Here is a 22,002-nt window from a genome sequence, read left to right as displayed (position 1 = left end):
AAAATGAGAATTAGTTGTATATAAGAAATTTTCCTTGAAAAATAGCGGAAAACAGAAAAATAATTAATCTTTTTCGGTATTAAAAGCGAGCGGGGTCACATGAAAATGATTTGTTTTTTCTGATTTCGGGTACAAAACACCGAAATTTTTTTGCAGATTTACTAAATTGCTTACCCGCAGCTGCACATCCGCAATGATTTTTATTTGCGCTGAATTTGCGCACATCTTAAAGGTTAAATCACAGCTGCTTTAAAAGTGTCACAGCCACTTTAAAAGTTCAGTCATATCTACGGAAACTGTGTATCTATTCCATAGATGATCACCGCTCGGAAAAATACTTGCATATGAACTGCAAATTTTTTTACCGCATTATGAACACAATTTTTCGGAAATTTACGAAATCCCCGCACAGTCTTTTACTCAAAGTATTTCACTCAAAACAAAACCCGGTTGCAAATACCCCTGTTATCGGAACTGCCAGCCGATAGTTCCGATAATCGGCTGGTGAATTCTGCGAACAAATAATATCCGCAGCTAACCGGATTACGCGACACATTGTTTTCAATCAAAGCTTTTGCCGCATCCAAATACTTTTCCAGCGCCAAATCAGGCATAGAAAGAGCGAAGAATTTGGAAATTTCGCAATAACCGCTAAAACCATCACGAAACACCAGCAAATAAAAATAAATGGGATGACCCAATCAAAAATACAGGTCATCCCATTAAAGCAAAACAGATTAGATTACAGCCCAACTTTCAACGCCGAAAAACTGCATATTCGAGCTGCTGAACCAAAAACAGTATCCGGGCAAAACCTCGCTTACAGCTCCACAAGGTTAAGATTCTTCCGGCCCTTACGCAAAAGCACCACACGGCCAGCAAGCACGTCAGCTTCTGCAATTACCCGCGCTTCATCAGTAACTTTCTCGTTATTGATATAAACTCCGCCGGAAGCAATAGTTTTCCGAGCCGCACTCTTCCCTTTTTCAAGCCCAAGCTGTACCAGCAAGTCCACCACTTCAATCCCGATCTGTCCGGAAGTCTTCGGCAGCTCCGCAACTGCGTCACGCAAAGTCCGCTCATCAAGTATCTTCGGATCAGCTTTCCCAAAAGCACCAGTGAAGCTGCTTTCACACGTTCAGTATTCTCAGCTCCATGAACCCAAGTAGTCACATCCGCTGCAAGTACTTTCTGTGCCTCACGCGCATGCGGACGTTCCCGCACAGCCGCTTCCAGAGCCTCAATCTCCTCCCGAGTTCGGAAAGTAAATACTTTCAGCATCCGAATCACGTCTTCATCGGCGGTATTTAACCAGAACTGGTAGAACTTATATGGGGAAAGCATTTCTGGATTCAGCCAGACCGCTCCGCCCTCGGTCTTCCCAAACTTAGTACCGTCGGCCTTAGTAATCAAAGGATTCGTAAGTACGTGTACAGACGCTCCCTCAACCTTGCGAACCAAATCCATACCGCCGACGAGATTCCCCCACTGGTCGTTTCCGCCAACCTCAAGCGTACATCCGTAACGACGGAAAAGTTCAAGATAATCATTTGCCTGCAGAATCTGGTATGAGAACTCCGTGTATGAAATCCCCTCCTCAGAATTAAGACGGCGCGCAACAATATCTTTCGAAATCATCGTTCCAAGTCGGAAATGCTTGCCTAAATCACGCAAAAATCAACCGCACTAATCTCATTAGTCCAGTCAAGATTATTCACCGTGCGAGCTGGATTCTCACCTTCGAAATCAAGCAGCGATTCCAACTGTGAACGCAAAGAATCTGCCCATTGCGCCACCGTATCGCGCCCATTTAAGACACGCTCACCTTTATCGCGCGGATCGCCAATCAAACCAGTAGCACCGCCGACAAGAACAAGCGGATGGTGACCGGCAAGCTGCAGATGCCGCATTACTTTTACTGCCACAAGATGCCCATGGTGCAGCGACGGCGCCGTCGGATCAAAACCGCAATAGAAAGTCAAAGTCTCTTCATTCAGCGCCTTTTCGAGCGCATCAATATCAGTATGTTGTGCGATTAATCCCCGCCAACGCAGTTCGTCGAGAACTCCAGACACTTGTTTATCTCCCTTTACCTTTGTTGGAATTATTTTGATTTTCTATTTTGGCAGTAAATACATCATCGCTGATATATCCAAAATATGTATATATAAAACATACGTGCTGCCGGCATTAATTGCGAACCTGCAGCACATTTTCCAGTATCTGGTTTTCGTTCGCCGCAGCTTGCAAATCGCCTAATCTGTTCGGCATTCAGATTTCTCTCTCCGGTACGGCCTTACGCCCTGCAGAAAGATCAAGCAATTCTTTTACAAGCATCCGTGCACGTTTCTCAGAACTAGTAATAATCAGTACAGTATCGTCGCCAGCGACGCAGCCGAGAATATCATCCAGCACTGCACGGTCAATTGCCGAAGCAATCAACTGCGCTGCTCCGGGCGGAGTGCGGACAACCACCTGATTCAAAGCATTACGCGCACTAATAATAATTTCCCGAGACCACCGCTCAAGCTGCGCCCGTGCGCCATAAGCAGATTCCGAAAGTTCCACAACATCGGGAATTCGGTATATCCGACGGCCGTCAGCGGCATATTCCTTGAACGCATGCAGTTCCTCTAAATCACGAGAAAGCGTAGCTTGGGTAACTGCAATCCCGTTTTCTTCAAGAAAATTGCGTAATTCACCTTGCGAGCTGATTGGGTTATTCTCAATAATTTCGAGAATCTTTGCATGACGCGCCGCACGAGTGGCAGGAATTCCTTCATGGCTCAAGGTTAAGTCTTTCTATTAGCAGAGATCAGATATTGACTGATTTTATTTTAGTGGCAACCCGCTGGGATTCGAAATATTCATCGCACAGCGGGTTAACACTATCGCGGTAAGAAAACTAAATTCGCGGAAACTAGTTTCGAAGTTCAGCTCCAACAGCTTTCTTCGCCTGCTTCACAATTCGCTTCCTGATTCCCGCTACTTCTTCAGCTGAAAGCGTTCCGGAAACGCCGCGTAAACGCAGTGCAAAAGCTAATGACTTTTTGCCAGATTCGACTTGCTCCCCAGTGTAAACATCAAACAAACGCACGCTTTCAAAAGCTGCACCTGCCGCTTTTGTGATGACTGCTGCCAGTTCACTCGCAGTAACTGCCTGATCAACTACAAAAGCAAAATCTTCTTTTGCCACAGGGAAAACTGCCACTGGACGCACTTGAATCGGTGCACTGCCGCGAGCGGCGAAAATCTGATCTAAATCAAGTTCGAAAGCAACTGAACGCTTCGGTAAATCGAAAGCTTTGCAGACCTTTGGTGCAAGCTCACCAGCATAGCCAAGTACCGTTCCGCCAACGCGCACTTGCGCGCAGCGCCCCGGATGGAATGGCGCATATTCTGCATTTTCCAGTTCTGCGTTAAGACCAACTGTTTCGAGAGATATCTTGGCGGCTTGAATTGCGTCGCGCCAATCCCAAGTTTGCGCCGGATATCCAAAGTTTCCGGCTGCCGCGTCGGCGCAAGCCACACCGGCGATTCGGTGCGGCTGAGCTGGAACCGCGCCGTGTAAAGCCTGCAATTGCGCATCACTTGGGCGGCTTCCGACACCGGGAGTGTCTGCAGGCATGATTCCTTGCGGCAGGGTTACCCGTCCGACTTCAAAAATCGCAACTGCTTCGTTTCCGCGGGCATGATTCAAACGTGCAGTTTCCAATAAGGAGTCAAGAATTGAAGTTCGCAAATAGGGTGCTTCTTCTTGCAGCGGATTTTTTAATTTGATCGCAATTCTCCGCTCATCTTCTGCTGCGATTCCTTGCTTTTCGAAAGCTGCAGCGGAAATAAATGGATAGCTGAGCACTTGTACCCAGCCTTGCTCGGCAAGAGTTCGGGAAATATCGCGGCGCTGACGCTGTTCTGCCGGTAAACCATTCCCAGCAGGAGCATCCGGAATCACCGACGGGATTTCATCGTATCCAACCAGCCGCGCAATTTCCTCAACCAGATGTGCGCTGCCAACAATATCCGGACGCCAAGACGGCACAGTAACTGATACGCTGGCGTTGGAAATTTCCGAAACTTTACAACCGATTTCACGCAAAATTGCGATTTGCTTTTCGTCTGGTAATTTCAAACCAGTTAAACGTGCAGTTTCGCTGAGTTTGAACTCTATTACCGCTGGATCCGCCGGCAAATAGTATTCGAAATTTGCTTCATCAATCGTGCCTCCGCCGTATTCTGCCAATAGCTCTGCTACTGCCTGTGCTGCCACAGGAGCTGCAGCCGGGTCTACGCCGCGCTCGAAACGTTTGGCAGCTTCTGATGGCAGCCGATGCCGACGCGCCATGCGGGCGACCGAAACCGGATCAAAATTTGCTGCTTCAATCAATACATCAGTGGTCGATTCGCAGATTTCAGTTGCTTGCCCGCCCATTGTGCCAGCCAGACCAATCACCCGCGCACCATGTCCGCCTTGCGAATCAGTAATTAGTAAATCTTCGGTATGCAGTTCACGATCCACACCATCGAGCGTGATGAGTTTCTCTCCCGGCTGCGCCCGACGGACCACAATTGGCTCAGTGAGCGCCGCCAAATCGTATGCATGCAATGGCTGCCCAAGATCAAGCATCACGTAATTCGTTGCATCGACAGCCAGCGAAATTGGCCGCATTCCCGCTGCACGCAGCCGATTTTGCAGCCATTTTGGCGACGGAGCACTCGGATTAACTCCGCGTACAATCCGTGTGATGAAACGGCCGCATCCGGGCACGCCGTGAATTGGGGAATCGTCGGCAATCGAGACTTTGAATCCATTATTATTCACTGCAGGCAGTGCTTTTGCCGCCTTGCTTTCGAATACCGGGTCGGTAAACTTCGCACCCGTTGAATGGGCATATTCGCGTGCTGCACCGCGCATTGAAAAGCAGTATCCGCGGTCCGGGGTGACGTTAATTTCGAGCACTTCACCTTGGATTCCGAGATATCCAAGCACGTCTTCACCGACGGCTGGAATCGCGCGTGCCAGGGCTTCTTCATCTCCGCGAGCAAGCACAATAATCCCGTCGTGATCTTCTCCGAGCGCTAATTCACGCAGAGAGCAAATCATGCCGTCGGAGATATGACCATAGGTTTTGCGTGCGGCAATCTTGAAATCGCCGGGGAGCACCGCACCAGGAAGTGAAACGACTACATAGTCGCCTGCGGCAAAATTGTGTGCACCGCAAATAATTCCGCGTGATGCCAGCTCGGAAGGCTCCTTGCCGGTACCTGGCGCGTCGTTGTGTGCGCCGACATCTACGCGGCAATAGTTGATTACTTTGCCGTTGGATTGTTCTTTTGCCTCGCGGGTGAGAACTTTTCCGACGACGATCGGACCTTGCACTTCCGGCTGATGGATTTCTTCTTCCTCAAGTCCCACTTTTACGAGTGCTGCTGCAAGCTGTGCCGGATCAGTGCCAGGAAGTACTTGCACATGTTCATTTAACCAATCAATTGGAATTAACGGCATTTTAGTTACCCTTTCCGGTCGTGCCGAACTGGTTTGAGAAGCGGACATCACCTTCGACCATATCGCGCATATCCGCGATTCCGTGGCGCAGCATCAATGTGCGTTCCAGCCCCATCCCGAATGCGATTCCGGTGTAAATATCAGGATCAATTCCAGCGTTGCGTAATACTTCCGGATTAACTACGCCGCATCCGCCCCATTCAATCCACCCGGCGCCGCCTTTCTTTTGCGGGAACCATAAATCCATTTCTGCCGACGGTTCGGTGAATGGGAAATATGAAGGGCGGAGACGGGTTTTCGCTTCTGGGCCGAACATTGCCCGCGCAAAATGATCGAGCGTGCCTTTGAGGTTTTCCATCGTCATGCCTTTATCGACGGCAAGCCCTTCAACCTGGTGAAAAACCGGGGTGTGGGTGGCATCGAGGGCATCAGTGCGGTACACCTTACCCGGGCATGCAATATAGACGGGCGCACCGCGCTGCAGCATTACATGCGACTGTACTGGCGAAGTATGCGTGCGCAGTACTAAGCCCGGAGTTTCAGTTATTTCATTTTCACCATCGGCGGTAACGCGCGTGTAACCCGCAACATAAAAAGTATCTTGCATTTGGCGTGCCGGATGATCCGGACCAAAGTTTAATGCGTCGAAGTTGAACCATTCATGTTCTAATTCCGGACCTTCTGCAATATCCCAGCCCATCGCAACAAAGAAATCGGATACGTCGTCGATAAGCACATTCAGCGGGTGACGTGCGCCTTTGGCTTTGCCGGAGGTCGGCACGGTTACATCTACACGCTCTTCGCGCAGCATTTGTGCTTCCGCCGCAGCTTCGACGCGCTCTTGCGCCTGCGAAAAAGCTTCCTGTACTGCTTTGCGCGCCGCCCCCAGCAGTTTGCCGGCCGTCGGCTTATCAGCTTTCTCAAGATTGCGAATTTGCATATTTGCCTGCGTGATTGGGGCATTGTCCCCTACGTGTGCAAGCCGTGCAGCTTTTACTTCTTCAAGCGTGTCCGCCGCCGCGAACGCCGCCTTTGCAGCTTCGACGGCAGCCGCAATTCCCGCTTCGTCTAATGGGCTTAAATCCATGATACCCTCTCGCATTATTCCGCATTATTACTTAACGCGGCGCATAATTTACTTCAAGAAATTTTGCGTCATTATATCCCTAGCCCATATTACTCGGCGAAAAGAAGGTGCGCGAACGGGTATCACCAGTTGTGAATAATTACGTTGTTTATCCGCTCTTCACGGATTCACTTCTGCCGGAAAATGCAGAACAAATACCTCGCAGGTATTACTGTCAGCACAAACATCCAGCGTAATATTCAGGATTGTGTTTGCTGGGCTTGGGCGCTGGTGTAGAGGCAAATCGAAGCAGCCATTGCCACATTCAGCGATTCTGCTCTCCCCTGCATTCGAATCGCGATTGCCGCATCTGCTAATTCCCGTTCTGCTGCTGAAAAACCGTGTGCTTCATTTCCGACGACCCAAAGCGTCGGCTTTGCCAGATTAAACCGTGTATTTTCGGCGGCGCTTAACAATTCGTCGAGATAATAATCGGCGTTTCCGTCGGCAGCAAATACTTGATATCCAGCCGCTTTTGCGCGTTTGATAAGCGCAGCCGGCGGTTCTGATTCAATTACCGGCAGATGAAATACTGAACCGACGGATGAACGAATCACTTTTGGATTCGCGGCTTCCACTGATTCTTCACCGGTTATTACTGCCTGTGCTCCAAACGCATCTGCAGCGCGGATAATTGTGCCAAGATTTCCTGGATCAGAAGCGCGCAATGCGAATAGCAAAAGCTTTGAATTGGCAAGAATTTCATTCAAATCTGGTTCATCTGGGATATCGGCGACGGCTAAAATCCCTTGTGCTTCTGTGCTGAGCTGTGCAAATAGTTCTGCAGGAAGAAGATGTAAGTACAGGTTTTTGCGGGTAATCAATTGTGTAACATCCGGATGCGCTGTAAGTGCCCGCTCCGTCGCATACACATCCCGTACAAGATTGGCTTGCGCTGTAATCAGTTCGCGTACAGCTTGCGGGCCTTCAACTATCGCCTGCTCGTATTTGCGCCGATTTGCGCTTCGATAAAGCCCTTGGACTTTCTTAAACTGGCTATTTTTTACAGGCATTTCTTTCCGCGGCATCGGTTCACTTTGGTCAGGCGCATACTGCGCGGGAAACAATCTTTACTAGAATTGTACGCAGCAGCGAAAAATGCTGCACTTCGAAATCGAACCTGCCGTGCAGATTCATTGCTGGTTTCTGCGGCTGTGTTTGTGTGAAATTAGTCGGTGCCTTTAAGAGAAATTCTTAAAAACACCGACTAAAAATAAAAAGCGAATCCCGCCAGAAATCATGCCTTTGGAGCGTTTACATCTTCTGGGAGTGCTTTGCGGGCAATTTCAACGATTGCGGCGAAAGCTGCCGGATCGTTTACTGCAAGCTCCGCAAGCATCCGGCGGTCGACTTCCACTGCAGCAAGTTTCAAACCCTGCATAAAGCGGTTGTAGGTCATGCCGTTTGCGCGGGCACCAGCGTTAATACGGGTAATCCATAGCTTGCGGAACTCATTCTTCCGAACCTTGCGGTCACGGTAGTTGTATACGAATGAGTGTGTTACTTGTTCCTTTGCCTTCCGGTAAAGACGGGAACGCTGCCCGCGGTAACCCGATGCGCGATCGAGAACTGTGCGGCGCTTCTTCTTGGCATTGAGGGCATTCTTTACGCGTGCCATTATTCATTTCTCCTTGTTTCGTAAAATGCTTTAATACTCGCGATTAGCGGCCAAGAAGGCGGCTCATCTTCTTTACATCTGCCTTTGCCACTGGCTGATCAGTGGAAAGACGGCGAGTACGGCGTGATGACTTGTGTTCGAGAAGGTGGCGCTTGTTTGCCTGCTCACGCATCAACTTGCCCTTACCGGTAACGCGGATACGCTTCTTTGTACCGGAGTGTGTCTTCATCTTTGGCATTTCCATGCTCCCTCTAGCTGCTTCATGCAGCTGTCTAACTTCTTGCGAAGTACCTGTTCGTGTCTGCTTTAAAACTAGTTTTCCAAGCCGGAAAGTTCATTCTGATATTTCGTGAACTTCGCCCGACTTTGCAGCAATTTTCTCCGCATTCTTTTGCGCGCGGGTAGCTTCTTTCATCCGACGGCTTTCACGCTCAGCTTCACGCCGCCGGCGCTGATCAGACTTGGCTTCCGACTTACGGCGAATTGGCGCAAGTACCATCACCATCGCCCGCCCGTCGACACGCGGAGCAGATTCAACTACACCGTTCTCGGCAGCATCCTGGGCAATCCGCTGCATCAGATTTACGCCCTCTTCCGGACGGGACTGCTCACGGCCCCGGAAACGGAGCTGAATTTTTACTTTATCTCCCGCATCAAGAAACTTGTAAATTCGCTTGAGCTTGGTTTCATAATCATGCTGATCAATTTTTAACCCAATCCGAATTTCTTTCAGCTGCGTACTTGCCTGATTCCGCCTGGCCTCGCGTGCTTTCTGTGCTGCTTCATACTTGTATTTTCCGTAGTCCATCAGCTTTGCCACGGGCGGCTTAGCGTTTGGAGCAACCTCTACAAGATCGAGATTGGCTTCAATCGCCAACTGCAATGCTTTTTAATTGCGATTACGCCGACCTGCTCACCACCCGGACCTACAAGACGCACTTCCGGCACGTTGATTCGATCGTTGATTCTTGGCTCGTTGATAATTGCTCCTCTAGTTTTATGTGCGACGCGCACGGACCCCCAGAGGGCATACGGCATCATAAAACTAACCGTATTTCCAAACCCGGCGCCGAATCGAGTAGCGCCCAGGTGGGATTTCTCCGCTTGCGTGCTGGCTATCTGCCAGTCGGTCGTTAGCCAACTTTACCAGCCGCACCCGGTTTTCTCAAAGATACACCCGTATTTTCAAAAAATTACTGGTGAGCTTGCCCACGTAGTAATTCTCAGCGAATCCTATGCAAAAACTGGACGGATTTCGAGCGCATCAAGGCGTGCCCGCAAATACGCAGTCTTTTGAATTATCACCAACACGGTACGTACTAATTGCACTGCAGCTTCTCGTTTCGTATTTTTAGAAATCATAAGATTCAGGACACAAATTCCGTTTGCACTCGAATGCACTGTAATGTGCTGCAAAATTTCGCTGCTTTGCTTACCGAAATTAGCCGCTTCGATTCCATGCAGAATTTCCGTCACTATCTGGTGATCTTCCCATGGTGCAATCCACTGTGTTTCGGCAGCAAGCGCCGCAACAGCTGAACGCCCCAAGTACTGCACGGTATCGCTTTGCGGATTCAACACAATCAGTCCTGATCCGCGGCTGATTGCAATCCGGGAAATATCTTTAATATTTACCGGCATCGGACGGGCTTTCGGATGCACTTGCAGCAGCGTATCAATGTCCGAAAAAATTTCAATTGCTTTTCGTCCGCCGAGAAATGTGCCGCAAAAAGTGCGTCATCATCTTCCAGCGGATTTGATGACGCAGGATGTGCTTGCACCTTTCCGCTGCCATCAAATTTCGGCTGCGAATGCGGGTAAATAGCCACAAGCACCCGTTCAAGATTTTTTACAACAGCTGCCGTCCGCAGCTCGGGAGGTGCAGAAAAGGCTGCTGCGAGCTGCGGAGGAATCTCTCCAGTATCGGCAGAAAATGGATTTGCGTGCAAAAGTTTTGAAAAGTCAGACATAAAATCTATTCATTAGTGCATTGACGGGTACAGCGGAAAAGTTTGCGTATTTAATACAGCGAACTGTTAAGAGGGGGCGATTTCGCTTTTCTAATCTCACTCGCGGAGCAATTCACGTACTTTGCATAAATTTCATGGTTTTATGCGAACGTGCGCTGCTTTTGCGGCAGCGGTTAGCTTACATGATTCGGCTGATCTGGGGCTGAATCAACAAATCTTCAATCTGCGGATCGATCACAGCAAGCAGCAAACCAGGAGCAATCTCCTCGGTGATTTTGCCATTGACGACGCGCTGCGCGTGTACAATCCCAGACACACCAGACTCTCCGCCGATATCATCTCCGAGTTCAACGGTAAAAAGTATTACCCCATAAGGAGAAAGAAGCGAGAGGACTTTCGCGATAAATTCCGGATTTTCGCTGTTTTCGGCAGTGAATTCCGCATCTGAATTAACAAACGCAGCAGCATCAGCATCACCAGAATTCGCCGCAGCGGCACTTTCTTCCGATTCTGCAATATTCGGCTTTGACTCCGCAGGAGCGCCGAGAAGCTCAGCAATATCCCAATCGTCATATTCTTTTACCAGCAAATCATGATAAACAACTGCACCTGAATCAGTCCTCATAACGTTTGCTGCAAGTTTCCGGATGCGCAGTACTTTTTCAAGAACATTGGCTTTCGCAAATGGGGTCAGCACCAAATAACGCTGAAAAGTGGCCATAAAACCGCACCTGTTCCGTTGAGTTTTGCTGAAACCAATCCAAGGGAAGCCTCACCTTGCTGGTTTAATTTTCAACTTCCGATTAATTTAAAGATAAGAAGATAACAAGACAAGTATTGCACACAGATTAAAAAACGTTCAAAATTATCGAAGCGAGTAGAAATGACAACAGTGATTGATTACCAAAAATATTCTCTGAAGCACAAATGTGCAACTGCTGGTTGTCTCATTCTGGAAACATCTGAAAAACCGATTAATACCGCTGAATCTGAACTGCAGCTAAATTTACAGCACCGAACCGATAGTACTGCAGCGATTCCAGCACTCGATACGGAGCGAACCGAAAAATCGAATACTGCAGCAGCCACTGATATCAACTCGAAACTAAACACGAAACTGAATTGGCTTCGTGCCGGTGTACTTGGAGCAAACGACGGTATCGTTTCCACCGCAAGCCTTGTGGTTGGAGTCTCAGGCGCATCAGTTTCCGGATTTGCACTTCTCGTCTCAGGTATTGCCGGTCTCGCAGCTGGCGCACTTTCAATGGCAGCCGGCGAATACGTGTCAGTATCCACACAGCGTGATGCAGAGCGCGCCGCTCTGCACCGCCAGCGGCAGGCAATCGCTCTGGATCCGCTCGGTGCAGAAAAACGTCTAGCTGGTTTCATTAAAGCACAAGGGGTCTCTGATTATCTTTCCCGCGCCACAGCGCGAGAACTTTCTGCAAAGGATGCCACCAGCGCTCATGCCCGTTACGAACTCAATATTGATCCAGATGATTTAACAAATCCGTGGCACGCAGCAGGAGCTTCAATGCTTGCTTTCGCTTTGGGAGCGATAATTCCATTGATTGCCATTATCGCTTCCCCCGCACAGCTTGCCGTAGTTTTCACAATGGCTGCAGTGAGCATCGCGCTGGGAATTACCGGATCTGTATCCGCATATCTTGGAAAAGCACCGATTCTCCCCGCTGTGCTCCGCACTATTCTCTGGGGAAATATCGCAATGATTGTGACCTACATTATTGGAACTTTTGTTGGCGGAAATATCAGCTAACTAATCAGCTTTGCCGCTGCAGCGGCTAGTTTCCGGCTATGCCTTCCCGCATAGCCGGAATTTAATTTTCCGCAGCAGTATCTTGCCGAGAATCCGCAGCAACTTGATCCACGGCAGCACCAAAGCGGCGCTCCCGTCCGGCATAATCTTCAAGACATCCCCAAAGTTCTTGCCGATGAAACTCCGGCCAAGGCACTGCAGGAAACATCATTTCCGCATATGCGGATTGCCAAATCAAAAAGTTCGAAGTCCGCCGTTCCCCGCCGGTACGAATAAATAAATCAACTGGCGGCAGCTCCGGCTGATACAAATGTCTGCCGATTGTGGCCGGAGTGATTGCGTCAGCCCGCAGCGTCCCATTTTCTACCCGTGCAGCAATCTCGCGCACAGCATCAGAAATCTCATATTGTCCGCCGTAATTTAAGCAAAAATTCAAAATCAGCCGCGAATTATCCGCAGTGAAATCTGCCGTCGTTTCCATTTCAGCAATCACTGATTTCCAAAGTTTCGGTCTGCGCCCAGACCATACAACTTTCACTCCCCATTCTTTTAACTGCGCACGGCGGGCCCGAATAACATCACGTGAATACCCCATCAGGAAATGTACTTCACGCGGCGAGCGCTTCCAATTTTCTGTTGAAAACGCATACACAGAGAGTACTTTAATTCCAGTTTCAATCGCCCCGGCAATCACATCCATTAATGAAAATTCACCAGCACGATGCCCGGCTGTACGCGGCAATCCCTGTGCATTTGCCCAGCGTCCATTGCCATCCATCACAATCGCAACATGTTTGGGAACTTCACTGCGCGCAAAACTGGGAGGATTCATCCCTTCACGGTGTAATGGGATTTCGCTATTTTGCGATTTCCGTTTTTCAAATGAAAATTCTTCACTCATGAGATTAAATTAGCTCCTAAACGTTTTCCTGTCCGCTGATTACATCGCTAAGTATTGAGAAGCCGCGAATGCACAAAACGTAATGACTTCAACTGCTGTTCAATATGCCATTGCAAAAATGCACTAACAATTCCGCTCACTGCGCGGCGAGCTGACACATCAGAAAAATCAGCTACTTTCCAATCCCCCGCAAGCAGCGCTGCAAGCAGCTGCCAGGTTTCAATCGCCGGATTTATCGCTCCGCCAGGTTTGCAGATTTCACAAACTGCGCCGCCGCTAGTAATACTCAAAGCACGATGCGGGCCTTCCGTACCGCAAACTGCACATTCAAAAACCGCAAATTCCCAACCTGCTTGCCGCATCGCCCGCAGCAGATAAGAGTTAAGAATTAAATCAGGAAGATGTGCACCCGTCGCCACTGCATGAATCGCTCCATGCAAAAGTGCAAATTGTGCAAAATCAGCTTCGCCCTCCTGCTCCATAAGATGACTAACCGCGTCAAGCATTGCCGTCGCAGAAGTAAACGCATGATAATTCGTGATAATCGCGCGATGATAGGCATTAATTGATTCGACCTGCGTAATTACATCAAACGTCCGTCCTGTATACAATTGCACATCAATATAAGAAAATGGTTCAAGCCGCGCACCAAAACGCGATTTCGTCTTTCGTACTCCTTTGGCGACGGCACGAATCTTGCCTTTGTTCGGCGTAAGCATCGTGATAATCCGGTCGGCTTCACCTAAATCCTGGGTGCGCAGCACAATTGCCTGATCACGATATGTCTTATTCACGGCACCAGTTTACCGCCATTTTGGCGCGAGCTACGGAAACTCAACTCTGCGTGGTGAGCCGAAATCTTTCCGCACGGTTTGCAGCCGAAATTATTGCTTTGAATGCGGAAGTGATCGTCGAAGAATCAATACCCACTCCCCAGAAAATATCATCGTCGAATTTACATTCCACATACGATGCCGCAAAAGCGTCACCGCCGGCAGAAAGCGCATGCTCTACATAGTCGAGCACCGCCACTGTAATCCCAACCTGCGCCAGTGCTTTCACAAACGCATCGATTGGACCATTCCCTTTGCAGCAACTGTCCGGTCTTCGCGAGTACCGTCGGCGAGAAGCTGGGAAAGCGTAACAGTAAGCATCGAATGTTCGCCCTCATCCGCTGTTGTAATTGTGGTGCCGTGCAGCATATAGCGCCCCCACGGCTTGAGCCCGGAAGCTGCAGTATGCGGTAAATATTCGTCGGCAAAAATCTGCCAGAGAATTTCTGCGGAAATCTCTCCGCCGAAACGGTCAGCATACTTTTGGACAATCGCCGAAAGCTCAATTTGAAGCCGGCGCGGCAATTCCAACCCGTGCGAACTTGAAAGCAGATATGCAATCCCGCCCTTGCCGGATTGGGAATTTACACGTACAACTGCCTCATAAGAACGGCCAACATCTTTCGGATCAATCGGCAAATACGGAAGATCCCATTTCACCGCATTTTCGTCACCGCCAGCCGCGGCTACCGCTTTTTCCGTGCCATAAATCCTTTTTTGATTGCATCCTGGTGTGATCCGCTGAAAGATGTGTACACTAAATCACCGCTGTAGGGTGTGCGCGGTGAAACATCCATTTGTGTAGCCGCTTCAACTACCCGCCTGATTCCGTCGATATCAGAAATGTCAAGCTCCGGATCAACTCCCTGCGAAAAGAGATTCAGTGCAACAGTAATTATGTCGACATTTCCCGTGCGCTCCCCTTGCCCGAAAAGGCACCCCTCGACACGGTCAATACCAGCCAGCAAAGCAAGTTCTGTAGTTGCCACACCGGTGCCGCGGTCATTGTGGTTATGCGCCGAAAGCACCGCATATTCACGACGGCTCAGATTTGTTGAAATCCATTCAATCTGATCAGCATACACATTCGGTGTGCAGCGCTCGACGGTTGTCGGAAGGTTCAAAATAATCTCCCGCCCCGGACCAGGCTCCCACACGTCCATCACTGATTCACACACTTCAAGCGCAAAATCCAGCTCAGTATCTACAAAGATTTCCGGAGAATATTCAAAACCGCAAATCGTGGAATCATCAATTGTTTTCTCCATATATGCCAGCACTTCACGCGCACCTGATACAGCCAGCTCACGAGTCTGCTCCCGGCTGTGCTGAAAAACCACTTCCCGAAACATCGGCGAAGTTGCGTTATAGAGATGTACAGTTGCCCGAGGCAAACCTTGAATTGCGTCAATTGTTCGGTGAATAATCTCCGGACGCGACTGCGTAAGCACTGATAGCGTTACATCTTCGGGAACTGCACCAGATTCGGCAAGCGAACGCACGAACTCCCAATCCGTTTCAGAAGCAGCCGGAAAACCGACTTCGATTTCTTTCACCCCAATACGCACAAGCAAATCAAAAATCTCACGTTTCTGCCGCGGATTCATCGGCTCGATCAGCGCCTGATTTCCGTCGCGAAGATCAGTAGAAAGCCAGCGCGGAGCTTTCGTAATCCGATTATTCGGCCAGGTTCGCTCAGGAAGCCGAACCGGATTGCGGTCAAGGAAATGCTGATATTTCTGATACGGCATTCCGGATGGGCGCTGCATATTCGTGAGTTGATTTGTACGCATAATAATTATTTACCAGCCTTTTTCAGATTTCGAATATTTTGCCCACTCTTTGATATAAAAGGCATGAATCTCGTTGATAATTGAAATTTATGCTAATCATTTTCAAAGCGAACTATAAATTAACCGCCGAAACGTATCGCGCATTAAAACCCGAGCCGGCCAAGGAATTTTGGATCTTTCTGCCAGTCTTTTGCGACTTTTACCCGAATATCAAGAAAAACTTTTTTCCCAGCAATTCTTCAATCCCATGGCGCGCACGTGCGCCAACAGCTTTCATCCGCTGCCCGCCTTTGCCGATAACAATTCCTTTTTGTGAATCACGTTCAACATACACAGATGCACGAACATCCACAATCGGCGGACGTTTATCGCCGCGCTGCCGCACCCGCTCTCCGACATCTTCAATTACGACGGCAATTGAATGCGGAAGTTCTTCACGCACCCCTTCGAGTGCCGCTTCGCGAATCAGCTCTGCCATACGTTCTTCATCACTCTCATCAGTGACCGCAGATTTCGGATAAAGCGGCGGCGAAAGCGGCATTTGTGCAGTTAGCAGTCCGGAAAGCAGTTCGATTTGTTCGCCTGTTACGGCACACACCGGCACAATTTGCGTAAAATCTGCCAGTTGGCTAACCGCAAGCAGTTTCGCTGCAAGTGCTTCACGAGAGATTTTGTCTGATTTCGTGATTACCGCAAAAACCGCAGCGCGTGTGAGCATTACTTTTTCAAGCAGATACCGGTCTCCTGGTCCGATTTTTTCATCAGCCGGAAAACAAATTACAACCGCATCCACATCGCTGAGCGCATCGGAAACAAGATCATTCAACCGCTGCCCGAGCAATGTGCGCGGACGATGCAGACCAGGCGTATCGACCAGCACAAGCTGTCCGTTTTCATGCGAGACGATGCCGCGAATTACTTTCCGCGTAGTTTCCGGCTGATTTGCAGTGATGGCGATTTTTTCACCGACGAGGGAATTAATCAGCGTGGATTTTCCCGCATTCGGGCGTCCCACAATTGCGACAAAACCTGCGCGATAATTTTCTTCGGATGAAAAAGGAAAAATCTGGGAATCGGTTTGGCTGCAGTTAATATTCATTTATGTTTACTCATCCTCTGCTGTTGTTTCTCTTACCGGTGAGGCAATCACCGTTGCAATGCGTTTCCGGCGTCCTTCATAGCGCTCAGCTTCAATATGAATACCGTGAATTTCAATTGCTGACCCCACTAACGGCACCCTGCCAAGAGTTTTTGACAGTAATCCGCCGACGGTATCCACATCATCATCTTCAATAGTCTTCCCGAAAAGTTCACCGAAATCAGTAATCGGCATTCTTGCGGGAACACGGTAGGATCCGCCGCCTAAATCAATAACTTCCGGATGTGCCGTATCATGTTCATCAACCATCTCGCCGACAAGTTCTTCAAGCAAATCTTCAATTGTAACCAGCCCGGCAATTCCGCCATATTCGTCTACCACAATCGCGATATGTACGGCAGTTGCCTGCATTTTATGAAGCAGATCATCGGCGACCATCGTCTCAGGTACAAAGTGCGGTTCGCGCATTACCGAGGTTACTGAAAGCGCGTAATTTTCAGGGCGGCGGTGGACTTTTTAATAATATCTTTCAGATAGAGCACTCCGAGAAGCTCATCAGCTGAATCGCCGATTACTGGCACACGTGAAAAACCAGAGCGCGAAAAAGCGAAAGCGCTTTATCGAGAGTATGGTCTTTGTTGATGTTAATCATATCGGTGCGCGGCACCATCACCGAACGCACGATTGTACGCGAGAGTTCAAAAACTGAATTAATCAGCGAGCGTTCATCATCTTCAATTGCTTCAGATTCACTTACACGTTCAACCATAATCGCGATTTGGTCTTCGTTTTGTGTTTCGCGTTCTTCTTCGTCGAGCGGTTCGTGTTTATGCACAAAAAGTGCAATGAGTTTCGTGAGCGGCCAGAGCAGGAAGAATGCTCCGTTTACGATTTTCAGCGGTTTTTTCACCGCGATTTCTGAGGGCAGAATCAGGTTAAAAAGTGCATAACTTCCGATAATCACTCCGACTGCCGCGAGGAGAGCGAGCCAGGCTTGCGGAATATAGTTAATTAAAATCAGCAGCAGTGAAATTGCAAAGAGTGAAATAAAAATCACGCGGACTCCGTGTGCAGCTGTTTTTGCTGCTGGACGGTGTTCTGCGATATCTGCAAGCCGTTTGTGTGCTTCGTCATTTTCAATCGCTTCCCGAATATTCGAACGAATCAAACGGTTCAATCCCACTAAAACAAGCCGAAAATATACCGAGATGAGCAGTGAAATGCCAGCGACGGCAGCGAGAATTGCGAGCGGGATATTGGTAATCTCGTGCATTTGGTTTATTTCATCCTTTTTTGTTTATCGGAGCAGTGACCGGTTCAGAAAATCGGATATTGGAAAACTGCCGAATAAAGTTCCTGACAGAGATAATATTAAAACAATCAAGACGGTCTTGCCTTGGCAGCGTTTTATGTGGAATTCGTCGGTTATTCAATAGTCGGTGCAATATCGTCAATTTCGGAAATGTCACGCACAGGCTGGTTTGGGTCATGCGGTTTGCGTGCTAAGAATCCAAGGAGCAGTCGGCGCTGGAGTGCAAACATTTCTTTCCGTTCAGTTTCTTCGGCATGATCAAATCCAAGTAAATGTAAGATTCCGTGTGTGGCAAGTAAGAGGATTTCCTCCATCGCTGCATGCCCGGATTTGCGGGCTTGCATCGCTGCTACCGACGGGCAGATTACAATATCGCCAAGCAGTCCTTCCTGCGGTTCTATTCCAGGCGGCGCCGGACGAAGCTCATCCATCGGGAATGACAGTACATCCGTCGGCCCAGGTAAATCCATCCACTGTTCATGCAGTACACTCATTGTTTGTTCATCGGCAAGTACGATGCTGAGATCTGTTTGCGGGTGGACACGCATTTGTACAAATACCCATTCTGCAAGTGCCGAAATCTCTGCAGCGTCTGGTACTGGTGTAAAACCAGATTCGTCGTTTACTTCAATCATCGTATTCTCCCCGTATTTTGCGCACTTTTATAATTCTTAAATTTCGTTTTTTCGCAGATGTGCGAAGATTTTTCTTCTTTATTAATTTGTAAATGCAATATCTTTATTCTGATAACTTCTTCCCCGCATGGAAATCAAGCACGTTCACCTGCTTTCCAAAACCAGTATCAAGCGGCAGCCGAAAATTTGAAAACATACTTTAAAAATCGCTCTTATAAAAACTTTTCAAAACATAATTACAAAAGTGCGCAGTATTCACAATTCCCATGCAAAATTCTCAGCGATTCTTGCCGGTACTTGCTTTCACCCCGTCCCATCGGGCATAGGCATCGATAATATCAGCAACAATCCGATGGCGTACCACATCTGCCGAGCCAAGCTCTGTAAAATTGATATGGTCTACATTACGCAAGATTCGCCGCACCATCTGCAGCCCAGAGCGAGTTTTTCCCGGTAAATCAATCTGTGTAATATCGCCGGTAATCACCATTTTTGATCCGAAACCAAGGCGGGTAAGAAACATTTTCATTTGCTCGGCGGTGGTATTTTGCGCTTCGTCAAGAATAATAAACGAATCATTGAGCGTCCGCCCACGCATATACGCCAGCGGCGCCACTTCGATTGTACCTGCCGCCATCAGTTTCGGAATCGTCTCCGGATCCACCATGTCATAAAGCGAATCGTAAAGCGGACGCAGATACGGATCAATTTTGTCGTTCAAAGTACCAGGAAGAAATCCAAGAGATTCGCCGGCTTCTACCGCCGGACGGGTTAAAATAATTCGCGCCACTTCATTTTTTGAAGTGCGACGACGGCTTTCGCCATTGCGAGATACGTCTTTCCGGTACCCGCCGGACCAATTCCGAAAGTGATTGTGTTGCGGTCAATTGCATCTACATATGCTTTTTGCCCTAATGTTTTCGGACGAATAGTTTTTCCGCGGCTGGAGAGAATATCAGCATTCAGCAGTTGTGTCGGTTTTGCCATTCCGTCGCGGGCAATTGCAATCGCACGATTGACTGCATCAGCGCTAAGGTGCTCTCCCGCTTTTGCCACTTCAATTAGTTCCACGATTAATTCAGCAGCAAAATCTACTGCCGCCGCCGTGCCGGAAATTTTAATCTCATTACCGTGCACAGTAATTTTCGCTGGGTGTAAACCATTTTCCAGCACCCGCAAAATAGAATCACTATGCCCGAGAAGATTAATCATCGGCAAGCGCGCCGGAACATTTAACGTCCGGATAGTTTCTATCGTCTTTTCTTCACTCATCAATGCAATCCTATCGCACACTGGATGCTATTTTCGTTGGTTTTACACTAATCATCGCATCCGATTCATTCCGCCGCCTCCTGCAGTAATGCTTTCGCAGCGGCAATTGCCCACGGTCCGGCAGTTGCCGAGCGAAGGACGTGTTCCCCAAGCAGTACAATTTGCGCACCAGCAGCTTTGAAAAGTTGAATTTCATCAGGTGTGATTCCGCCCTCTGGACCGACCACGAACGTCAATGATTCCGATAAAGATTCATTAGCGCTTTCTTTCCGTTTTTGAACCGCTGCAGCAGCTGCACCAGAGGCTGTGTACCTTCTTCGTGACAGACGAAAACACATCCGCCTGCACCTACCTGTGCGCTTATCCACGCCGCAAGCTGCCGGGATGTAAGTTTTTCGCTGACAACCGGAATTGCTGCACGGCGTGCCTGCTTCCCTGCGGCCAATACCGCAGCTTCCCATTTTGCGCGGGCTTTCGCTTCTTTCACGCTATTTTCCCATGAGACAATACAGCGCTGTGATTCCCAGGGAATCACATTATCTACACCAAATTCGGTGGCTGTTTCAATTGCCTGTTCGTCGCGTCCGCCTTTTGCCAGAGCCTGCACAAGTGTGATTGAGATATTTGATGCCGGCTCTTGAACTACTTTCACCACTGCGGCCTGTATTTCGTTCTTTGCCGCCAATGTGACTTCAGCTGTTACCCGCAGCCCATGCCCGTCAACCACATCAATTATTTCTCCGGGTTTAATCCGCCGTACTACGGCAGCATGACGGGCTTCTGCCCCAACGAGCATGACAGTACCGCCTGCGGTTACGTCATTTGCACTGAGCTGCGGGTTAACGAAAACTGGAAATGTCACGATTCACTCCAAGAGTTAAATTTATCTTTTAACCGCTGGAAAATTGAGCTGTCTTCTTTCTCCATTGCCCCGTCGGCATCTTCCTCATTCCGGAGCTGAGCAAATTCGCGGATTAATCGTTTCTGTTCATCATCAAGTTTCGTTGGTGTAACTACATTAATTGTTACCCGGAGATTTCCGCGGCGATTTCGATGCAGCCGGGTTACACCGAGACCGGAAAGTATAATTTCAGATCCGGATTGCGTCCCAGGTTCAATCGTAATTTTCTTTTTCCATCAAAAGTATCAATCTCGATGTCAGTGCCGAGAATTGCTGCCGTCATCGGTACTGACAGGATTGACAAAAGATCATCACCAACCCGGCTGAAAATGGGATCTTTCCCAACCATGATTTCGATGTATAAATCACCTGCCGGGCCGCCGGCAACTCCCGCATCTGCCTGTGCCGGCATCCGCAGCCGCATTCCCGATTCCACGCCGGCAGGAACGCTTGCCTGCACTTGCTTTGTACCGCGAATCCGGCCTTCACCGGAGCATTCCGGGCACGGCGTAACAATTTTTGTCCCGTATCCCTGGCAGTTCGCGCAGGTAGTAGTGGTCATCATCTGTCCGAAGATTGAATTAGCCACGCGCTGCACCTGCCCGGTGCCGTTACAATCAGTACACGTAACCGGCTCGGTATTTGGAGCCATCATCGAACCGTGACATTGCGGGCATTCCATCGCCGTATCGACACGGATTTGCTTTTCAACCCCGAAAACGGCGTCTTTTAACGAAATTTGCATTCTTGCGACGATGTCGCCGCCGCGCCGCACCCGCGAAGCTCTGCTTCGGCCGGAATTTGCTGCACCGCCGCCGAAAAAACTCGAAAATATATCTTCAAAACCGCCAAAACCAGCGCCGTTAAATCCGCCTGCGCCAAATCCTGCCCCTCCGCCGCGAAGTGCATCTTCGCCGCCAAGATCATACATTTGACGTTTTTCCTTATTAGAAAGCACCTCATAGGCAACCGTTACTTCTTTAAATCTTTCTGCCCCATCCGGCCCGGCTACGTCTGGATGAAGCTGGCGGGCAAGTTTGCGGTATGCTTTCTTAATTTCAGCTTCGGAAGCATCTCGGGAAACACCGAGGATTTCGTAGTAATCAGCCACTAAAATTCGCACCTATCTTCTGCTGTATTTGCGTTGTTTTTTGATATTTTAATTTCTAAAATCGATTCGCTTTGAGTTTACTTTGACATTTTAATTGACATTGCGTGTTGGTTCACGCGGCGGTTTCAACCGTGCCGATTCTTTTCCC

General features: G+C 48.9%; 20 protein-coding genes and 4 pseudogenes. 2 read left to right on the top strand and 22 right to left on the bottom strand.

Annotated elements, in window-relative coordinates:
* Positions 1 to 820: 820 nt before the first annotated feature.
* From tyrS to RQN30_RS12365, 9 genes and pseudogenes are all read right to left on the bottom strand, one after another.
* Positions 821 to 2,075 (bottom strand): annotated as a pseudogene (tyrS, locus tag RQN30_RS12405) (tyrosine--tRNA ligase).
* A gap of 196 nt (positions 2,076 to 2,271) precedes the next feature.
* A complete protein-coding gene (argR, locus tag RQN30_RS12400) occupies positions 2,272 to 2,790 on the bottom strand; it encodes an arginine repressor (RefSeq protein WP_353060736.1) in 519 nt (172 codons plus the stop codon).
* A gap of 130 nt (positions 2,791 to 2,920) precedes the next feature.
* Positions 2,921 to 5,506: a phenylalanine--tRNA ligase subunit beta gene (gene pheT / locus RQN30_RS12395; RefSeq protein WP_353060735.1), complete on the bottom strand. Its 2,586-nt coding sequence runs from the start codon at positions 5,504 to 5,506 to the stop codon at positions 2,921 to 2,923.
* A gap of 1 nt (position 5,507) precedes the next feature.
* Positions 5,508 to 6,608, bottom strand: coding sequence for a phenylalanine--tRNA ligase subunit alpha (gene pheS / locus RQN30_RS12390; protein WP_353060734.1), 1,101 nt, complete (start codon positions 6,606 to 6,608; stop codon positions 5,508 to 5,510).
* Positions 6,609 to 6,832: 224 nt separating this feature from the next.
* Complete coding sequence (locus RQN30_RS12385; protein WP_353060733.1) at positions 6,833 to 7,645, bottom strand: TrmH family RNA methyltransferase; 813 nt, start codon at positions 7,643 to 7,645, stop codon at positions 6,833 to 6,835.
* Positions 7,646 to 7,869: 224 nt separating this feature from the next.
* Complete coding sequence (gene rplT, locus RQN30_RS12380; protein ID WP_353060732.1) at positions 7,870 to 8,250, bottom strand: 50S ribosomal protein L20; 381 nt, start codon at positions 8,248 to 8,250, stop codon at positions 7,870 to 7,872.
* A 43-nt stretch (positions 8,251 to 8,293) separates the two neighbouring features.
* Positions 8,294 to 8,488: a 50S ribosomal protein L35 gene (gene rpmI, locus RQN30_RS12375; RefSeq protein WP_309955100.1), complete on the bottom strand. Its 195-nt coding sequence runs from the start codon at positions 8,486 to 8,488 to the stop codon at positions 8,294 to 8,296.
* Between the two features lie 96 nt (positions 8,489 to 8,584).
* Positions 8,585 to 9,127 carry a translation initiation factor IF-3 gene (gene infC, locus RQN30_RS12370; RefSeq protein WP_353060731.1) on the bottom strand — a complete coding sequence of 181 codons (543 nt, stop codon included), beginning with the start codon at positions 9,125 to 9,127 and terminating at the stop codon, positions 8,585 to 8,587.
* Between the two features lie 356 nt (positions 9,128 to 9,483).
* Positions 9,484 to 9,912 (bottom strand): hypothetical protein, encoded by a 429-nt coding sequence (locus tag RQN30_RS12365; RefSeq protein WP_353060730.1) that lies wholly within the window; start codon positions 9,910 to 9,912, stop codon positions 9,484 to 9,486.
* Between the two features lie 16 nt (positions 9,913 to 9,928).
* Between RQN30_RS12365 and RQN30_RS12360 the strand changes: the two genes are divergently transcribed.
* Entirely contained in the window at positions 9,929 to 10,075 is a 147-nt protein-coding gene (locus tag RQN30_RS12360; protein WP_353060729.1) for a hypothetical protein, read from the top strand.
* A gap of 323 nt (positions 10,076 to 10,398) precedes the next feature.
* On the opposite strand, the gene RQN30_RS12355 is transcribed toward RQN30_RS12360, so the two are convergent.
* The gene (locus RQN30_RS12355; RefSeq protein WP_353060728.1) at positions 10,399 to 10,941 is read right to left on the bottom strand and encodes a hypothetical protein; all 543 of its coding nucleotides are present in this window, start codon (positions 10,939 to 10,941) and stop codon (positions 10,399 to 10,401) included.
* Positions 10,942 to 11,103: 162 nt separating this feature from the next.
* Between RQN30_RS12355 and RQN30_RS12350 the strand changes: the two genes are divergently transcribed.
* Positions 11,104 to 11,997, top strand: coding sequence for a VIT1/CCC1 transporter family protein (locus RQN30_RS12350; RefSeq protein ID WP_353060727.1), 894 nt, complete (start codon positions 11,104 to 11,106; stop codon positions 11,995 to 11,997).
* A gap of 61 nt (positions 11,998 to 12,058) precedes the next feature.
* On the opposite strand, the gene uppS is transcribed toward RQN30_RS12350, so the two are convergent.
* The 12 genes and pseudogenes from uppS to dnaJ all read right to left on the bottom strand — a co-directional run bounded on the left by uppS (position 12,059) and on the right by dnaJ (position 21,854).
* Positions 12,059 to 12,898, bottom strand: a complete 840-nt coding sequence (gene uppS, locus RQN30_RS12345; protein WP_353060726.1) for a polyprenyl diphosphate synthase — start codon at positions 12,896 to 12,898, stop codon at positions 12,059 to 12,061.
* Between the two features lie 47 nt (positions 12,899 to 12,945).
* Positions 12,946 to 13,692, bottom strand: a complete 747-nt coding sequence (gene recO, locus RQN30_RS12340; protein WP_353060725.1) for a DNA repair protein RecO — start codon at positions 13,690 to 13,692, stop codon at positions 12,946 to 12,948.
* A 40-nt stretch (positions 13,693 to 13,732) separates the two neighbouring features.
* Positions 13,733 to 15,524, bottom strand: a pseudogene (leuA, locus tag RQN30_RS12335) (2-isopropylmalate synthase).
* Positions 15,525 to 15,723: 199 nt separating this feature from the next.
* Positions 15,724 to 16,623, bottom strand: coding sequence for a GTPase Era (gene era, locus RQN30_RS12330; protein WP_353060724.1), 900 nt, complete (start codon positions 16,621 to 16,623; stop codon positions 15,724 to 15,726).
* 6 nt (positions 16,624 to 16,629) lie between these two features.
* Positions 16,630 to 17,091 carry a transporter associated domain-containing protein gene (locus RQN30_RS12325; protein ID WP_353060723.1) on the bottom strand — a complete coding sequence of 154 codons (462 nt, stop codon included), beginning with the start codon at positions 17,089 to 17,091 and terminating at the stop codon, positions 16,630 to 16,632.
* An 8-nt stretch (positions 17,092 to 17,099) separates the two neighbouring features.
* Positions 17,100 to 17,204 carry a hypothetical protein gene (locus RQN30_RS12320; RefSeq protein WP_353060722.1) on the bottom strand — a complete coding sequence of 35 codons (105 nt, stop codon included), beginning with the start codon at positions 17,202 to 17,204 and terminating at the stop codon, positions 17,100 to 17,102.
* Complete coding sequence (locus RQN30_RS12315; protein WP_353060721.1) at positions 17,195 to 17,896, bottom strand: CNNM metal transporter family protein; 702 nt, start codon at positions 17,894 to 17,896, stop codon at positions 17,195 to 17,197. The genes RQN30_RS12320 and RQN30_RS12315 overlap by 10 nt, the downstream gene beginning before the upstream one ends.
* A gap of 152 nt (positions 17,897 to 18,048) precedes the next feature.
* On the bottom strand, positions 18,049 to 18,570 hold the full coding sequence (gene ybeY, locus RQN30_RS12310; RefSeq protein WP_353060720.1) for an rRNA maturation RNase YbeY: 522 nt from the start codon (positions 18,568 to 18,570) through the stop codon (positions 18,049 to 18,051).
* A 277-nt stretch (positions 18,571 to 18,847) separates the two neighbouring features.
* A pseudogene (locus tag RQN30_RS12305) lies at positions 18,848 to 19,842 on the bottom strand (PhoH family protein).
* 65 nt (positions 19,843 to 19,907) lie between these two features.
* Positions 19,908 to 20,069, bottom strand: coding sequence for an RsmE family RNA methyltransferase (locus RQN30_RS12300; protein WP_353060719.1), 162 nt, complete (start codon positions 20,067 to 20,069; stop codon positions 19,908 to 19,910).
* A gap of 5 nt (positions 20,070 to 20,074) precedes the next feature.
* Complete coding sequence (locus RQN30_RS12295; protein WP_353060718.1) at positions 20,075 to 20,704, bottom strand: RsmE family RNA methyltransferase; 630 nt, start codon at positions 20,702 to 20,704, stop codon at positions 20,075 to 20,077.
* Positions 20,701 to 21,854, bottom strand: a pseudogene (gene dnaJ, locus RQN30_RS12290) (molecular chaperone DnaJ). The gene RQN30_RS12295 and the pseudogene dnaJ overlap by 4 nt, the downstream one beginning before the upstream one ends.
* Between the last annotated feature and the right edge of the window lie 148 nt (positions 21,855 to 22,002).

The organism is Arcanobacterium hippocoleae, from assembly GCF_040360365.1.
Lineage (GTDB): Bacteria > Actinomycetota > Actinomycetes > Actinomycetales > Actinomycetaceae > Arcanobacterium_A > Arcanobacterium_A hippocoleae_A.
The sequence above is the reverse complement of the archived record's forward strand: the minus strand, read 5'-3'. Positions and strand labels throughout refer to the sequence as shown.

What these genes read in the sequence shown, in the direction of transcription:
- pheT (WP_353060735.1), bottom strand. Translation starts at nt 5,506, where the DNA reads ATGCCGTTAATTCCAATTGATTGGTTAAATGAACATGTGCAAGTACTT.
- pheS (WP_353060734.1), bottom strand. Translation starts at nt 6,608, where the DNA reads ATGCGAGAGGGTATCATGGATTTAAGCCCATTAGACGAAGCGGGAATT.
- RQN30_RS12385 (WP_353060733.1), bottom strand. Translation starts at nt 7,645, where the DNA reads ATGCCTGTAAAAAATAGCCAGTTTAAGAAAGTCCAAGGGCTTTATCGA.
- rplT (WP_353060732.1), bottom strand. Translation starts at nt 8,250, where the DNA reads ATGGCACGCGTAAAGAATGCCCTCAATGCCAAGAAGAAGCGCCGCACA.
- rpmI (WP_309955100.1), bottom strand. Translation starts at nt 8,488, where the DNA reads ATGCCAAAGATGAAGACACACTCCGGTACAAAGAAGCGTATCCGCGTT.
- RQN30_RS12360 (WP_353060729.1), top strand. Translation starts at nt 9,929, where the DNA reads ATGTCCGAAAAAATTTCAATTGCTTTTCGTCCGCCGAGAAATGTGCCG.
- RQN30_RS12355 (WP_353060728.1), bottom strand. Translation starts at nt 10,941, where the DNA reads ATGGCCACTTTTCAGCGTTATTTGGTGCTGACCCCATTTGCGAAAGCC.
- RQN30_RS12350 (WP_353060727.1), top strand. Translation starts at nt 11,104, where the DNA reads ATGACAACAGTGATTGATTACCAAAAATATTCTCTGAAGCACAAATGT.
- uppS (WP_353060726.1), bottom strand. Translation starts at nt 12,898, where the DNA reads ATGAGTGAAGAATTTTCATTTGAAAAACGGAAATCGCAAAATAGCGAA.
- era (WP_353060724.1), bottom strand. Translation starts at nt 16,623, where the DNA reads ATGAATATTAACTGCAGCCAAACCGATTCCCAGATTTTTCCTTTTTCA.
- RQN30_RS12325 (WP_353060723.1), bottom strand. Translation starts at nt 17,091, where the DNA reads ATGCGCGAACCGCACTTTGTACCTGAGACGATGGTCGCCGATGATCTG.
- RQN30_RS12315 (WP_353060721.1), bottom strand. Translation starts at nt 17,896, where the DNA reads ATGCACGAGATTACCAATATCCCGCTCGCAATTCTCGCTGCCGTCGCT.
- ybeY (WP_353060720.1), bottom strand. Translation starts at nt 18,570, where the DNA reads ATGATTGAAGTAAACGACGAATCTGGTTTTACACCAGTACCAGACGCT.